The sequence below is a fragment of the Pseudomonas sp. C2.3V genome (assembly GCF_058536325.1).
The window spans coordinates 341,722-355,497 of record NZ_JBZUBN010000002.1 but is presented as its reverse complement, the minus strand read 5'-3'; the positions used below and the strand labels follow the sequence as shown (position 1 = coordinate 355,497).

Here is a 13,776-nt window from a genome sequence, read left to right as displayed (position 1 = left end):
AGCCATGTGGTGGTGGTGCCCCTACCGAACGCTGAGCAGTGATGACTTTCTTCGCGATGCCCAGGCTGCTAAAACATACATACCTGATTTCGGCTAAATCCCTGACTGGCTACTGCGCAGGAGAACCGCAAGATAACGAGCCTTGCAAGCGAGTACGCTGAAGCGTTGGACTCTATGACGTCCCGTCGCGTTGAGCTGGCCCGTATCGTTGAGCGCTTTGCTCCTGACTTTGGTGTTCATCCAACTGCCATTCAGCCACTGCATCTGATTCGTAGCGATCAGCCGACACAAACCATCCATACTGTTCATAAGCCAGGTCTTTGCATCATTGTGCAAGGAGCAAAAGAAGTTCAGCTGGCGGAAGAATGCTACCGCTATGATCCGCTTCACTACTTGGTGGTTTCCGTTACCCTGCCGCTGGCAGGCAAGGTGATCGAAGCGACCAGCGATAAACCGTATCTGTGTCTTCGTCTCGATCTCGACCCTTGCGAAATCGCTCAGCTGGTTTCAGATGCCAGCCCGATCGGCGTCCCTGATCGCCCGGCGGAGCGCGGGTTGTTTCTGGACCAGATTGATCCGTCCATTCTGGACACCATGCTGCGCCTGTTGCGGTTGCTGGAGTCTCCAGATGACATTCCTATGCTTGCGCCCATGGCGATAAAGGAAGTCTACTATCGATTGCTTAAAGGTAAGCACGGGCATCGTCTGTATGAAGTGGCGTTTGGGGATAGCCAGGCCCAGCGGGTGGCGCGTGCGATTGATTGGTTGAATAACCACTTTTGCGAGCCGCTCAGTATTGATGCCTTAGCCAAGCACGTAAACCTCAGTACATCTGCGTTTCACCATCGTTTCAAGGCGGTTACCGCCATGAGTCCCTTGCAGTATCAGAAGCAGTTACGCTTGAACGAGGCGCATCGGCTGATGATGTCCGAAGGTCTGGATGTGACCAGCACCTGTTACAGAGTGGGCTATGAGAGCCCCTCGCAGTTCAGCCGGGAATACAGCCGCTTTTTTGGTGTATCGCCGGCCAAGCACATTGGGCAATTCAGGCGAAAGGCATAATCTGGTTTGGTATCAATATGATGCTATCCCGACTAGGGACTTTTGGGCCTGGAAAGCCAGTTAAACATTTCGGCATCATGCTCTGAAGGAAGCTAGTGACTTCAGAACATGATGCCTTTTTAATAGTGCTTACTTGCCCCATTCAGGCCCACCATCGGTGGCGGTTTGTCCTCCATCCACAGGTAGCGTTACGCCTGTAATGTAAGCGGCCTCTTCGCTGACCAGGAAGGCAATGGCGGCGGCAATTTCTTCCGGTTTCGCTGCACGGCGTAAGGGAATACGCTCCCACGCCTTTTCAAGCAAGGCCTCGTCATCCATGATCTTTTCTACCATGCCGGTAAGGGTAAGACCGGGACATATCGTGTTAGCCCGGACTCCATATTTGCCATAATCACAGGCGATGGAGCGTGTCAGGTTGGCTACGGCTGCTTTGGCTGCACAATAAGCAGCGTGCGACCAGCCGCCACCCAGTGAAGAAACTGACCCAACATTGATTATGACTCCCTTTGCGCGAGCCAGATGTGGCACTGCACGACGGCTGATATAAAACACGCTATCCAGATCCGTACCCATACAGGCTCGCCAATGATAATCACTGGTTTCGCTGATGCTGCCGACCATATTCATACCTGCCGCATTAATAACTGCGTCTAACTGACCAAACCGTTCAACAGTATGATCGACCAGCCGGTCGCACGCTTCGCGTTGCGACACATCTGCCACCTCGGTCATTACCCGGTCAGAAGAAAATCCATCGGCTACTGCTTCAAGGCGTTCAGCGTTTCGTCCAGAGAGAACAACCGAAGCGCCCTCTAAAAGAAAGCGGCGGGCCGCTGCTTCGCCGATGCCAGAGCCTCCGCCTGTAATAACAATGACTTTTTTGTCAAATCGATTCATGGTTCATTCCTCGCAAGGTGAACAAACAAAAGGTCATCTATCAGCCGGGATAGTCGGCACCGCGCGAAACGGCTTCCCAGTCTCCAAAATCTCGCGCAAGTTCATCTAACTTGCCTAAGGCGCACTCGAATGCGCTATTGCCCAGCAGTAGGCGTGCCGGTTTTTCCTGGCTTTCAACTGCTTTAAAAATGGCTGCGGCGGCTCGGGCGGGATCGCCAGGTTGCCTGCCAATCGACTGGTGATAGGCTTCGATAGCTGCACCGGCTGTCGGTGCATAGTCTTCATGGGTGTGCGGCGTTTCATGCGCTGACCCTGCCCACTCCGTACGAAACGCACTGGGCTCTACCGTCATGACATGAATGCCTAACGGCGCCACTTCCTGGCGGAGTGTTTCTGATAATCCCTCAACGGCGAATTTGCTGGCGCAGTAGTACCCTACCGCAGGAAAGCCGCAGAGCCCGCCGATGGAGGTCAGATTGACGATGATGCCCTGCCGCCGTTGGCGCATACCAGGCAAAACGGCTTGAAGCATATTCGCAACACCATAAAAGTTAACATCCATCATCTGGCGTACCTGGTTGAGGTCGCTTTCCTCCACTGAAGCGAAATACCCAACGCCGGCATTATTCACCAGCACATCTACAGCGCCGAAAGCAGCTTCGGCTGACTCGATGGCGATCTTTGCCTGACGCGGGTCTGTAACATCCAGCGGCAGTACCAGCGCCTCACCTTTATTCTGAAGGTCCTTTAACTGCTCGGGCTTGCGTGCCGTTACCACTACGCGGTAACCCTGCGCCAGTACGTATTCCGCAATGTGACGGCCAAACCCAGTGGAGCAGCCTGTTACAAACCATACGGGGGAGTGTGCTGTCTGATTCATAGGATCTCTCCTGTCATGTTGATAACGGGGTTATGCAGGCTCCAGATCGATCAACTGAAAAGCCCGCATGTCAATCTCACCGTCCATAAGTGCTGGGAGCTGCGCCAGAAAGGCCTTTACATAAGGCCGCTCAAGGTGAGCGGCGAGGTCTTCTGGAGAGCGCCAGACCTCGTGGATAAACCACTCGTTCGGCTCGTCGCGACCTTGATGAACCGTATAGGCGAGGCAACCCGGTTCATTGCGTGAGGGTGCTATTAATGACATCAGCTGCTGGCCCAGCACCTCTGTCTTACCCGACCGGGCGCGAATGAAAGCGATATTAGTAAACTGAGACATAGGGAGGTCTCCGTAGTCATCCGGGGTCTGCTGCCCTGATAGAGCAGCAGGAGTACGAAAGGACTCAAACGGTGGTGTAGCCACCGTCTGCCATGACAACCGAGCCGGTCATGAAGCTGGCGCGATCGGAGGCCACAAAGGCAATTACTTCAGCGATTTCTCTCGGCTGGGCAACACGGCCAATCGGGGCGTTAGTGGCATGCTCACGCAGGAAGGCGCGACCGTCGGGCATGATGTCATCCAGAATGCCGGTTTCAACATCGCCAGGCGCGACGACATTCGCGCGAATGTTATGCGGCGCGCCTTCAAGCGCGAGAACCTTGGTGAGCTGAGCAGCCGCACCTTTAGACGCGGCATAGGCGCCAATGGTAGGAAACGCTACCTGACAGGCATAGGAGCCTACATTGACGATGGCGCCGCGCTTGTTATCGATCATGACGCGCATCGCCTCACGAGCATGCAGGAACATGCCGCGTGCGTTGACGTTCATGACCTTGTCCCACTGCTCGACGGACATATCGGTAACGTTTATGTTGAGGATAATCGCAGCGTTATTGACCAGAATATCAACCTTGCCAAAGCGCTCCATGGCAAGGGCAACGGCGTGTTGCGCAGTTGCTTCTTCCGCTACATCACCGACCAGCGCAGCGATGCGCTCTGATTTTTGTTCAAGCTCGACAACGGATGGCTTGATGTCCTCGGCAACAACAAATGCGCCACGCTCAGCAAACAGTGTGGCTACAGCTTCGCCGATTCCACCCGCTGCACCGGTGACGATGGCGACTTTACCTTCAAGCTCTTGTACGGGAGTTGTAGTCATCATGTCTCTCCTCAAGTATCAAACGCCGCAAGCGGCTGTGGTTGAAGTCGAGATCACGATATCGAGTTTGCCCGGCATGATAATCGCCTCGTTTCTTCATGCCTTATGAAGGAGGGCTAAATAATCGAGAGGTAGATGGGGTAGGAATGAAAGGGCCGCAGAGGACGGCCACTTCTACGGCAGACATAACAAGTGTTAGTGTCGGTTAGCTAAATCCAAATGCTGATAAGGGCTTTACTGGCCGCGAATTATATGTGTTGGCTCGTCAACGCCTGCGCGCGGAGTCTTTTTTCAGAAAATCGATAAATGCCCGTAGCGAGGCCAGCTGTTGACGCTGACGAGGGTAGCTCAGATAAAAACCATCAAACGGCGCGCACCATTCCTGCAGTAGCGGGACCAATGTTCCAGCTTGGATAAAGGGCTCCATCTGGTCTTCCAACCAGAAGGCGATGCCTACACCATTGACGGCAGCCTCAATGGCAACACGCTGATCGTTGACAATGAGCGGACCTTTGACGGCTATCGCGAACCACTCAGTATCACGCTTGAACTCCCAGCGATAAGGATGAATCTGGCCCGGCCAGCGCCAGTTGATACAGCGGTGATTTTCCAGGTCATACGGCGTTTCCGGATACCCGTACCGCTCAAGATAACTCGGCGAGGCGGCTGGAATCTGCCGGAGTTCTGGCCCCAGCTTGATCCCCACCATGTCCTGCTCGATCAGCTCGCCCAGGCGCAAGGTAGCATCGAATCCCTCTGCGACGATGTCCACGGGTCGATCGTCCAGCACGACATCCAGCTCTATCTCGGGATAGGCCTCGGAGAAAGGTTGGAAGATAGGTTCGAGGAATACACGCGAGGCTAGCCGTAACGCATGAATACGCAAGCGGCCGGCAGACCTTTCGCCAAACAAGCACGCGTGCTCTACCGCGTTGGCCACCTCCTGCAATGCCGGTCTAAGCCGCTCAAGCAGGTGCTCGCCGGCAATGGTCAGACTTACGCTGCGTGTCGTGCGATTGAAGAGGCGCACCCCCATGCGCTCTTCCAAACTACGTATCGTCTGGCTAAGTGCAGAAGGGGATACCTGCAACTCTTCAGCAGCCCGAACGAAACTGCCACGTTCAGCAATCGCCACGAATGCCTGGAGTTCCGCATAATTCTGACCACGCATGGTAAGCATCCTGTGTACTCGTCTGTCTGAAACGCGCAGCGTGCCGATTCTGCATGAGCGCGAGCGCCTTCAAACAGAGCTGATCGCCTCAAAGCCCGGTATAGGGGCCTCAAGTGCAAGTGCGGCTTTGACCGGATCAAAATATTCACGAATGAACGCAATCTTTCCATCCTTCACGCGAACGAACAGCACATAGTCCTGACGATACGTCCTACCTGTTGCCGTAATAATGCCTTCCGCCCTTACTTCGGCACTGGCCTCATCAGGGTTATTGGACGCATGGATCCTAAGATCATAAAAGCGAAACTGTTCCACGGCGCCCACAAACCAGCCTACATGATGCAGGACTGCCTCACGCCCCGCCAGTTGTGCGGGATGCCCTAGTGACGGGGCAAAGGGAAGCTCCCATAAAAGATTATCCGCAATCAAGGTTTGCCATTGGGGCTGATTGGCTACGAATGTGTCGAAGTGTTGTTGCAGCAGTTCGGTTGCAGTGCGCATTGCGGTCTCCTGAGTTGTGGTGTGCAGGTAATAAGAGAAATTATTAGCCGAACAACTTGATAGCTGTTTTTGCCGTCAGCTCGCCCTGGTGGCGCGCGCCCTCAAGTTCTGTTGCGCTAGGCAGGCGTGAGCCGTCCCCAGCTGTAATGGTGGTAGCCCCATAAGGCGCACCGCCTACCACTTCCGTTACACTCATCTGCCCTTGATGGCTGTAAGGCAGCCCCACAATCGTCATGCCAAAGTGCAATAAATTGGTGATGATCGAGAAAAGGGTCGTTTCCTGGCCGCCATGCTGTGTAGCAGAGGCCGTAAAGGCACCGCCCACTTTGCCATTCAATACACCGCGTGCCCATAAGCCGCCTGCCTGATCCAGAAATGCGGCCATCTGGCTGCTCATCCGGCCAAAGCGGGTTCCTGTGCCCACAATGATCGCATCGTAATGCTCAAGATCGGCAATGGTCGCTACCGGTGCTGTTTGGCCAAGCTTGAAATGGGCACTCCTAGCGATCTCTTCCGGTACCGTTTCAGGGACACGTTTGATATCTACGTCAGCCCCTGCCGCCCGCGCGCCTTCTGCTACAGCTTCAGCCATGGTCTCGATATGACCGTAAGAGGAGTAATACAGAACCAGAACCTTAGCCATGTGATGTCTCCTGAGTGAAATAAGCGGCCAGTGCCGCAGTGGAGAAACTTTCGCATGGCTCAAGATTCGAAAATAGCCAGCTAATATCGACCGCTTCGTTCGATAAAATCGAACGGTAGCGATCAAAGGTTTTGTGCGGCCTGTGCCTTGAAGCGATCTATCAACCATGTGGCAGCTGGGCCAGGCGGTGAATCTGTACGATAAATCACGGTAAAGTCGTACGTGCCACCAGGACAATCTGGCAAATCCAGTAATACCAGCCTATTTTCGGTAATATCACTCTCTACCATGGGCTGCGGCATATTTCCCCAGCCAATACCTTCCTTGAGTAGCATGTGTTTGGAACCAAGGTCAGCCAGACGCCAGGTGCGGGCGCTCATAACCGCGTATTCCTGTCCCTCGGTCAGTGTGGAGCGGTCCGTCAGGACCAATTGCACATGCTCACGGGTAGCGCCAGGAGCGTTGGCGCTGGCTGAGGCCAACGGATGGCTGGGTGCTGCAACCGGCACTAAATCAACGCTGCCCACTGCAATCCGCTCCAGACCGTCAAGGTTAGTAATCAAAGGACCGCTGACACCCAACGCAGCGCCTCGATTCAGTACCCGTTGCGTGACGGCGCCTAATGCTTCTATATGAAGATGGAGGGAAACCGTGGGAAAGGTTTCTCGAAATACCTTCAAGGCATCCACTACCCGCGCACTGGGCAACATGACATCCAGCACCAGATGGATCTCAGCTTCAAGACCTTGCAGGAGCCCCTTTACTTTGGCACGCAGTCCGTTGATGCCGCTATATACCATGCGCGCTTCGGCTAATACTGTTCGCCCCGCGTCTGTCAGCTGAGGTTTACGAGTAGTTTTGCGATCAAAAAGAGTCACGCCCAACTGCATCTCAAGGTTAGCAATGGTATAGCTGATAACAGACGTAGCCCGGTGTAGCTTACGAGCAGCCCCGGCAAAACTCCCCACCTCGACAACGGTAAGAAAGACACGCAACTGGTCCAGCGTAGGCGTACCGGGATCAGACATCATTTCGAATTCCTCGAACGTTTTAATGCATATTATCTGGATTTTGCTGAACGCCCATCTGTTTTAGTCTGGCCTGGTAGTCACTTCCGAGTGAAGTCTTTTGCCTGCAATTCGCCGATTGCACCTATGCCCTGCGAGGCCCGCAACCATGACGTTATCGAATTCTGCATCCGCTATTGAGCATCTCATCCTGCCAACCGTAAGAGATTTGGGTGATGGCTTTAAAGTACGCCGCGCCTTACCTTCTGCACAGCGACGTACCGTAGGCCCCTTCATTTTTCTGGACAGCTTTGGGCCAACCGTTTTCAAGGCAGGCGAGGGGCTTGATACACGGCCCCATCCGCATATTGGTTTGTCGACCATGACTTACCTGCTGGAGGGCGAGATGCTGCATCGCGACAGCGAGCACTATGTCCAGACCATACGGCCGGGCGAAATCAACCTGATGACGGCAGGTAAAGGAATTGTTCACTCCGAGCGCAGCACCGAGTCAGCCCGGCAAGCAGGTGGTACGGTATTTGGCTTTCAGTCATGGCTAGCGCTACCGGTTGCCCATGAAGAAGCCGACCCAGGCTTTCAACATGTCAGTGCAGCAGAGATTCCTGTAATAGAGGACGAGGGGGTTACCGTCAGGGTACTAGCTGGCGCGTTGCATGATAAACAGGCACCTACACGCACGTTTTCTGATCTGTTCTATGCCAACGTGGTACTGGAGGCCGGGGCGCGCTATCGCATCCATAAAGAACATGTCGAAAGGGCCATCTACGTCGTAAGCGGTGAGGTTACGGTGAGTGGGCAGGATGGCCGCTTCGGTCGGGACCAGCTGGTTGTCTTCAAACCAGAAACCGAGATTGTACTAAGTGCAACGGGACTGACTCGGTTGATCTTGCTGGGAGGGGAGCCGCTTCCTGAAAAGAGACATATCTTCTGGAATTTTGTATCGAGCCGCCGTGAGCGCATCGAGCAGGCTGCCGAAGACTGGCGTTTACAGCGTTTTCCAGGCGTACCTGGAGAGCATGAGTTCATCCCGTTACCGGAAACACGAATCAGTTTAAAAGCCACTGTGTAAACATCATCGCGTTATCCTGATGCCCGCCCGGATGCTATTCGGAGCGGGCATTGTCTTTTCTGCACCTACCCAGAGACTACTAGCCGCCGCTATCTCCTGAGCTTCACACCTTGAAGCTCAGGAGAGTTAGGCCTATAGGTTATGTTCGATTAAATCGAATCTAATGGTCTAAATTAGTCGGCTATTGCGAATAGCAAACCACAGGCAGACTTCTCCCCATCGAGACACATCATGGTGATGCGTCCTAAATGAGGATCTACTCATGTCACAGTCAGCCAACCTTGTTCAAACTGCTCCGCATACAGCCGCTTCCAATGCTTCAGCAGCTACAACTGCATTGCTGGGCCGGATACTGATCAGTACGATCTTCATTCTTTCAGGCATTTCCAAAATTACTGCGCCCGCCATGATCATGGGTTATATCGAGTCGGTCGGTTTGCCGTTTCCTGCCATTGCCCTCGGAGTTGCCGTGTTGGTTGAGGTGGTAGGCGGTATAGCGTTGGTCCTCGGTTATCAGACACGAGCGGTGGCTGCGTTCCTGGCCTTGTTTAGCGTAGTGACCGCACTGGCCTTCCATAGCAATCTGGCTGATCAAAATCAGTTCATTCATTTCTTCAAGAATATCGCCATGGCCGGTGGGCTTCTTCAAGTAGTGGTTCTTGGGGCTGGCCAGTACAGCCTGGACGCCCGTCGTAGCTGATAGCAGATGCCAGGCTAGCGGCCTGGCATAACTTGCAAACCCTTCGCTAGAGAAATCATCATGAAAGCCATACGTGCACAGCAATATGGGAACCCCGACGTACTCCGCCTTGAAGAAGTAGCTGATCTGACGCCGGGTAAAGGACAAGTATTGATCCAGGTGGCCGGCAGCGGAATAAATCCAATCGACTGGAAAGTCCTCTCCGGTGCCATGAAGCAGTTTATCCCCTTACCGTTACCCTATACGCCAGGGGTTGAAGTCGCAGGAACGGTTATCGCATTAGGTGAGGGCGTAGACACATTCAGCCTGGGCGACGAGGTTTTTGGCTTCATCGGTATTACAGGTGGGTACGCCACCCAGGCCGTAGCGGATGCCGACCGTTTGGTCTTAAAGCCCAACAACCTTTCATTGCTAGAGGCAAGCGGCGTGCCGGCGGCAGCCTTGACGGCTTGGCAAGCCTTGCATGAGCATGCCGCCATTAAGGCAGGCCAACGTGTCCTGATCCAGGGAGCGGCGGGCGGGGTTGGCAGCATGGCCGTACAGTTGGCTCGTATAGCTGGCGCTGAAGTCATCGCGACGGCATCTGCCCATAATCATGATTACCTACATGCACTAGGCGCTACGCAACTCATTGATTACCGCCATGAAGCCTTTGAGAAAGTTGTTTCGGATGTAGATATCGTAATCGACCTTGTAGGCGGCGAAACTCAAGCCCGCTCCTGGTCAGTGTTAAAAAAGGGCGGTGTGCTGGTGTCACCCGTCAGCGCGCCGAGTGAAGAAGCTGCTCGTAGCATAGGAGCAACAGGTAAACGCTTCGCTACCCGTTCAGATGGCAAGCAACTAGCACAGATTGTCGACTTATTTAACCGGGGAGCACTTAAGGTCGAAGTAGAAACCATGCCCTTGTCCAAGGCAGCTGATGCGCTACAGAGAAGCCTGGCAGGCCATACGCGAGGCAAGATTGTGCTGGATGCTCGGGAATAGCAAGATTCTAAATGTTAAGCGGATGAATACTTAATGGCCGGTTCTCTAGAATCGGTCATTAGTTTCGGCCGATTTTTGAAAATTTATTATTGCCCTGTCCAGCAGCCCTATGGGGTCTTGCACTGTAGAGAGTCCCACCACCGGATCGTAATAACGAAACGTGTTGTAGTGCAGACCCGTTTCGGCGTCGTAGTACTGCCCCTGAAACCTCAGGTTCTGCTCGATCTCTCTCGGCGTTAGGGCCTCCAATGCTCCCCAGGCCCTGTAGTAGGCGCGCCATACCATTCGTCCGCTATCGTCCGTGACCTCAAGCGGCGTACCGATCTGGCCAGTATGAAAATAGTAGCGCTTAGGCTTTTGATCAGGCTGGCTCGGATCAGTATCTAACCGAGCGAGTGGGGCGTAGCTGCCTTGCTCGTAGATATACAGGCTGTACAGATCCGCTTTTTTGCTCCTGCAGCATGCGCAGGCCTTGCCAGAGGAAGCGGGTCGTTTCGGTTTTGTCCTCTGTTAAGACGTACTTAGTAACGCGGTGGCCCAAGCAGTCGTAAATGAAGCGCTAATAGCTGTGCCGCCCGCTGACTGCTCTATTTCTTTCGGCGCGAGGAAGTCCGCTCAGGAGAGAGTTTGTACTATTAATGACCAGTTAATATTAATTTTATTATACGGATATAATAAAGCATGAGGGAAAAATCTCTAATCGATTTTTTCAAATAAAATACCTTTTGTAGCATATAATTCATTTTGTTGGTCTTTAACTATTTTTTGTTTTATTAATGTAGGGGGCTAAAATCGTGAGGAACTCATTGAAGCTAGTCGCTATTTGGTAAAGATCACCGCTTTCTCCTACTTCTTTTATGTCGGCTTCAGTACTGTTTTCTGCATGTAAATGCGTCCTATCCCAGTAATATACTCCTGCAATATCTTTCTTAATCAATAACACGTAAGGGTTTCCGCCCCCGTCTTCGCCAATGGCAATTTTGTCTGATTCAATAAAGTCCAATTCATCAATAAATTCATGATTGAAAGATTCGATATCGTATACTTCTGATCGGTCATTAGTAGGAAATAAGCTACCAAACGCTATATATCCACAGTCAATTTTTTTAAAAGGAATATCAAAATAATCAGGGTCAGTGACGCTAAGTCCATTGGTCGTTTTTAAAAAATCCTTATAATCGGAAGGCAATGAGATCTTAAGGTCTTTCTCTAAGGCACTGATTTCAATATCTGTCACGCCTTTTCTGTAATTTATACTCATTTTTGACCTGCGCACCCTTTAAGAGTTTTAGAGACGCCACCTCGATGGGTGAATCTATTGTGTACGCTTTTAGGAACTTCCTGCATGGTGGTACCATTTTCATGATGATGCCATGTGTTCAAGGCATAGTTAGCTTTTCCCTGTGGTGCTGCCATATCAGCTCTACCAAAATCTCCTGAAAGCCCCTTACCGTGATTGCCTTTTAAACCCTCTATATTAACACTCTGAATCTCATAAGGTTTGAAATCTGGATATCCGTTTGAATAGCGCACTGTATTATCCTCCCAGTCGCTAAACACCCAGGTTCTTGTTTCTATTTCTGTATGTGCAGTTCCCCCCTTTTTTTCTATCCACTTTTCGAGTGAGGGTGAGTTTGCTGGCTTACCGCTCCAACCCCATGGATCAGACCATAGAATTGGGTTGATGCCATATTGGTATAGGCTTTTTCCTCCAAGCAAGCCTATCGGATCCTGAGTTGTAAATCTGCCTACAACCGGATCGTAATAGCGAAACGTATTGTAGTGCAGACCCGTTTCGGCATCGTAGTACTGTCCCTGAAACTGCAGGTTCTGCTCGAACTCTCTTGGTGCCAGAGCTTCCAGTGCACCAAACTTTTATGCTAAATGAGCTATAAATACATCTATTTTATCTGTAAAGAATAGCTAGTTTTTATATTGACTGTCTTTACTCATGTGAAAAGCTCATATGCCAGTTCCTGCAGTTCTATACCTAACAATTAATATGGTATTTCCCTATAACTTCGAAAACATGATCATAAGTGCTAAGCACTACATGCTCGACTCCATCCTTATAGGCGCCTTCTATTGAGTCAAAGCTTGATTGTGAGTGCTTTTCAAATGGAGATTCATCTAGTTTGTATATAGATAACTTTTCAATAGCGGTAAACAAAAACTCAATGTCAATATCTTGAATGTCTGTAGCCTTTGGTTTGCAAGAAGATAGAGATAACGATGCTTTAACTATAAGTTTAAATGGATAGAGTTTTAGTTCGGTACTTGATAGAATCAAGGAGTCTCGACCATAGATTATACCATATTTGGTTTCTACTGGCTTCATCTTCATATTAGCTACAACCTCTTAGTCTTATTGATTTACCACCATCCAGAGTTGAAAATCTTCGGTCAAGATTAATTTTAGACAATTCTTCTGGAGTTGCCCATCTAGATGGAATCTTAGATATTCCTGCTGCCTTTGCTGCATAGAGACGTCTATTATCTAGACTAAATACTGAGTCTTTATGAGCCCCTTGGGATAACAGCCTATTTTGGACATCCGCCGGTAGGTCCTGCATTCGAACTTTTCGAATTGACTCTACTTCATTTATATACGCCGGATCATTTACAAGCCTATGTGTTAGGCCATTAACATTTCTCCCATCTTCAAAAACAACATTGATACTATCCTGTGAAAATAGAATTGTCTTAGGACTTACAGGAGATAATCCTAAGGGATCGACCCATACAAGCGGGTTATAGGCGTATTGATAGAAATTATCCCCACCCAACAACCCGATCGGATCCTGCGTCGTAAACCGTCCCACAACCGGATCGTAATAACGAAACGTATTGTAATGCAGGCCCGTTTCAGCGTCGTAGTACTGCCCCTGAAACCGCAAGTTCTGCTCAATCTCTCTCGGGACCAGGGCTTCCAGCGCACCCCATGTCTTGTAGTAAGCGCGCCATACCATACCGCCGGTATCGTCCGTGACCTCAAGCGGAGTGCCGATCTGGTCGGTATGGAAGTAATAGCGCTTAGGCTTTTGATCAGGCTGGCTCGGATCAGTATCTAACCGAGCGAGCGGGGCGTAGCTGCCGGTTTCGTAGATATACAGGCTGTGCAGATCCGCTTTTTGCTCCTGCAGCATGCGCAGGCCTTGCCAGAGGAAGTGGGTCGTTTCGGTTTTGTCCTCTGTTAGAACATGCTTGGCGATACGGCGGCCCAGGCAGTCATATTCGTAACCGGCTTGGCTGAGCGAGTCATGGCCGCGATAGGTTTCGGCTTTAACCAGGCGGTTTTTGCAGTCGTAGGTAAAACGCTGATAACCATTTGAACTGTGCCGCTCACTCACGTTACCCCAGGCGTCGTGGGTGAGGCGCAGGTTTTTCCAGGCCTTGAGACGGTTGTCTGGGCTCAAGGCCTGGAGGCTGGTCAGGTTGCCGGCAGGGTCGTAGCCAAAGTCCTCATTACCGAGCTGGGAGTGCTGCGGTTCGCGGCTGCGCAGTTGGCCAATGGCATCGTACTCGTAATCCGTAGCGCCACGGTGTTTATCGATCTGCCGCAGGAGTTCGCCCGCCTTGCTGTATTCATAGCGACAATGAATCAGCGTGGCGGGGTGTTTAGGATGGCCGATCGGGCAGAATAAAAGCTTGAATATTTAATCGCTATGCTCATCTGGAGGCACAA

Annotated in this window: 15 protein-coding genes and 2 pseudogenes; 4 read left to right on the top strand and 13 right to left on the bottom strand. The window is 51.7% G+C overall.

The window, feature by feature from the left end; all coding sequences use genetic code 11:
• Nucleotides 1–174: 174 nt before the first annotated feature.
• Complete coding sequence (locus AC4LF3_RS21445) at nucleotides 175–1,062, top strand: AraC family transcriptional regulator (RefSeq protein ID WP_491836692.1); 888 nt, start codon at nucleotides 175–177, stop codon at nucleotides 1,060–1,062.
• Between the two features lie 129 nt (nucleotides 1,063–1,191).
• Here the strand turns inward: AC4LF3_RS21445 and budC are convergent, their stop codons facing one another.
• The 8 genes from budC to AC4LF3_RS21405 all read right to left on the bottom strand — a co-directional run bounded on the left by budC (nucleotide 1,192) and on the right by AC4LF3_RS21405 (nucleotide 7,341).
• Nucleotides 1,192–1,959: a meso-2,3-butanediol dehydrogenase gene (gene budC / locus AC4LF3_RS21440; RefSeq protein WP_491836691.1), complete on the bottom strand. Its 768-nt coding sequence runs from the start codon at nucleotides 1,957–1,959 to the stop codon at nucleotides 1,192–1,194.
• Between the two features lie 40 nt (nucleotides 1,960–1,999).
• A complete protein-coding gene (locus tag AC4LF3_RS21435) occupies nucleotides 2,000–2,839 on the bottom strand; it encodes an oxidoreductase (RefSeq protein ID WP_491836690.1) in 840 nt (279 codons plus the stop codon).
• 30 nt (nucleotides 2,840–2,869) lie between these two features.
• Nucleotides 2,870–3,175, bottom strand: coding sequence for a putative quinol monooxygenase (locus tag AC4LF3_RS21430; protein ID WP_197871615.1), 306 nt, complete (start codon nucleotides 3,173–3,175; stop codon nucleotides 2,870–2,872).
• Between the two features lie 64 nt (nucleotides 3,176–3,239).
• Entirely contained in the window at nucleotides 3,240–3,998 is a 759-nt protein-coding gene (locus AC4LF3_RS21425) for an SDR family NAD(P)-dependent oxidoreductase (RefSeq protein ID WP_491836689.1), read from the bottom strand.
• Between the two features lie 262 nt (nucleotides 3,999–4,260).
• Complete coding sequence (locus AC4LF3_RS21420) at nucleotides 4,261–5,166, bottom strand: LysR family transcriptional regulator (protein WP_491836688.1); 906 nt, start codon at nucleotides 5,164–5,166, stop codon at nucleotides 4,261–4,263.
• Between the two features lie 69 nt (nucleotides 5,167–5,235).
• Entirely contained in the window at nucleotides 5,236–5,667 is a 432-nt protein-coding gene (locus tag AC4LF3_RS21415; protein ID WP_491836687.1) for a nuclear transport factor 2 family protein, read from the bottom strand.
• 43 nt (nucleotides 5,668–5,710) lie between these two features.
• On the bottom strand, nucleotides 5,711–6,310 hold the full coding sequence (gene wrbA, locus AC4LF3_RS21410; protein ID WP_188866789.1) for an NAD(P)H:quinone oxidoreductase: 600 nt from the start codon (nucleotides 6,308–6,310) through the stop codon (nucleotides 5,711–5,713).
• A gap of 122 nt (nucleotides 6,311–6,432) precedes the next feature.
• Entirely contained in the window at nucleotides 6,433–7,341 is a 909-nt protein-coding gene (locus AC4LF3_RS21405) for a LysR family transcriptional regulator (RefSeq protein ID WP_074828233.1), read from the bottom strand.
• A 145-nt stretch (nucleotides 7,342–7,486) separates the two neighbouring features.
• Here AC4LF3_RS21405 and AC4LF3_RS21400 point away from each other — a divergent pair, with 145 nt between their 5' ends.
• The 3 genes from AC4LF3_RS21400 (at nucleotide 7,487) to AC4LF3_RS21390 (ending at nucleotide 10,091) form a co-directional block, all read left to right on the top strand.
• Nucleotides 7,487–8,407 carry a pirin family protein gene (locus tag AC4LF3_RS21400; RefSeq protein WP_074828230.1) on the top strand — a complete coding sequence of 307 codons (921 nt, stop codon included), beginning with the start codon at nucleotides 7,487–7,489 and terminating at the stop codon, nucleotides 8,405–8,407.
• Nucleotides 8,408–8,669: 262 nt separating this feature from the next.
• Complete coding sequence (locus tag AC4LF3_RS21395) at nucleotides 8,670–9,107, top strand: DoxX family protein (RefSeq protein ID WP_074828227.1); 438 nt, start codon at nucleotides 8,670–8,672, stop codon at nucleotides 9,105–9,107.
• Nucleotides 9,108–9,167: 60 nt separating this feature from the next.
• Nucleotides 9,168–10,091, top strand: coding sequence for an NADP-dependent oxidoreductase (locus AC4LF3_RS21390; protein ID WP_491836686.1), 924 nt, complete (start codon nucleotides 9,168–9,170; stop codon nucleotides 10,089–10,091).
• A gap of 102 nt (nucleotides 10,092–10,193) precedes the next feature.
• On the opposite strand, the pseudogene AC4LF3_RS21385 reads toward AC4LF3_RS21390, so the two are convergent.
• The 5 genes and pseudogenes from AC4LF3_RS21385 to AC4LF3_RS21365 form a co-directional block, all read right to left on the bottom strand.
• Nucleotides 10,194–10,641, bottom strand: a pseudogene (locus AC4LF3_RS21385) (RHS repeat domain-containing protein); the annotation flags it as partial.
• 204 nt (nucleotides 10,642–10,845) lie between these two features.
• Nucleotides 10,846–11,352, bottom strand: coding sequence for an SMI1/KNR4 family protein (locus tag AC4LF3_RS21380; RefSeq protein WP_491836685.1), 507 nt, complete (start codon nucleotides 11,350–11,352; stop codon nucleotides 10,846–10,848).
• On the bottom strand, nucleotides 11,349–11,507 hold the full coding sequence (locus tag AC4LF3_RS21375) for an HNH endonuclease (RefSeq protein ID WP_491836851.1): 159 nt from the start codon (nucleotides 11,505–11,507) through the stop codon (nucleotides 11,349–11,351). Before AC4LF3_RS21375 ends, AC4LF3_RS21380 begins: the two co-directional genes overlap by 4 nt.
• A gap of 231 nt (nucleotides 11,508–11,738) precedes the next feature.
• Nucleotides 11,739–11,963 (bottom strand): annotated as a pseudogene (locus AC4LF3_RS21370) (RHS repeat-associated core domain-containing protein); the annotation flags it as partial.
• 473 nt (nucleotides 11,964–12,436) lie between these two features.
• Entirely contained in the window at nucleotides 12,437–13,594 is a 1,158-nt protein-coding gene (locus AC4LF3_RS21365) for an RHS repeat domain-containing protein (RefSeq protein ID WP_491836850.1), read from the bottom strand.
• Between the last annotated feature and the right edge of the window lie 182 nt (nucleotides 13,595–13,776).

Coding starts and splice junctions, on each gene's coding strand:
- AC4LF3_RS21390 (WP_491836686.1), top strand. CDS start 9,168: ATGAAAGCCATACGTGCACAGCAATATGGGAACCCCGACGTACTCCGC.
- AC4LF3_RS21400 (WP_074828230.1), top strand. CDS start 7,487: ATGACGTTATCGAATTCTGCATCCGCTATTGAGCATCTCATCCTGCCA.
- AC4LF3_RS21375 (WP_491836851.1), bottom strand. CDS start 11,507: ATGGCAGCACCACAGGGAAAAGCTAACTATGCCTTGAACACATGGCAT.
- AC4LF3_RS21435 (WP_491836690.1), bottom strand. CDS start 2,839: ATGAATCAGACAGCACACTCCCCCGTATGGTTTGTAACAGGCTGCTCC.
- AC4LF3_RS21425 (WP_491836689.1), bottom strand. CDS start 3,998: ATGATGACTACAACTCCCGTACAAGAGCTTGAAGGTAAAGTCGCCATC.
- AC4LF3_RS21445 (WP_491836692.1), top strand. CDS start 175: ATGACGTCCCGTCGCGTTGAGCTGGCCCGTATCGTTGAGCGCTTTGCT.
- budC (WP_491836691.1), bottom strand. CDS start 1,959: ATGAATCGATTTGACAAAAAAGTCATTGTTATTACAGGCGGAGGCTCT.
- AC4LF3_RS21415 (WP_491836687.1), bottom strand. CDS start 5,667: ATGCGCACTGCAACCGAACTGCTGCAACAACACTTCGACACATTCGTA.
- AC4LF3_RS21420 (WP_491836688.1), bottom strand. CDS start 5,166: ATGCGTGGTCAGAATTATGCGGAACTCCAGGCATTCGTGGCGATTGCT.
- AC4LF3_RS21380 (WP_491836685.1), bottom strand. CDS start 11,352: ATGAGTATAAATTACAGAAAAGGCGTGACAGATATTGAAATCAGTGCC.
- AC4LF3_RS21395 (WP_074828227.1), top strand. CDS start 8,670: ATGTCACAGTCAGCCAACCTTGTTCAAACTGCTCCGCATACAGCCGCT.
- wrbA (WP_188866789.1), bottom strand. CDS start 6,310: ATGGCTAAGGTTCTGGTTCTGTATTACTCCTCTTACGGTCATATCGAG.
- AC4LF3_RS21405 (WP_074828233.1), bottom strand. CDS start 7,341: ATGATGTCTGATCCCGGTACGCCTACGCTGGACCAGTTGCGTGTCTTT.
- AC4LF3_RS21430 (WP_197871615.1), bottom strand. CDS start 3,175: ATGTCTCAGTTTACTAATATCGCTTTCATTCGCGCCCGGTCGGGTAAG.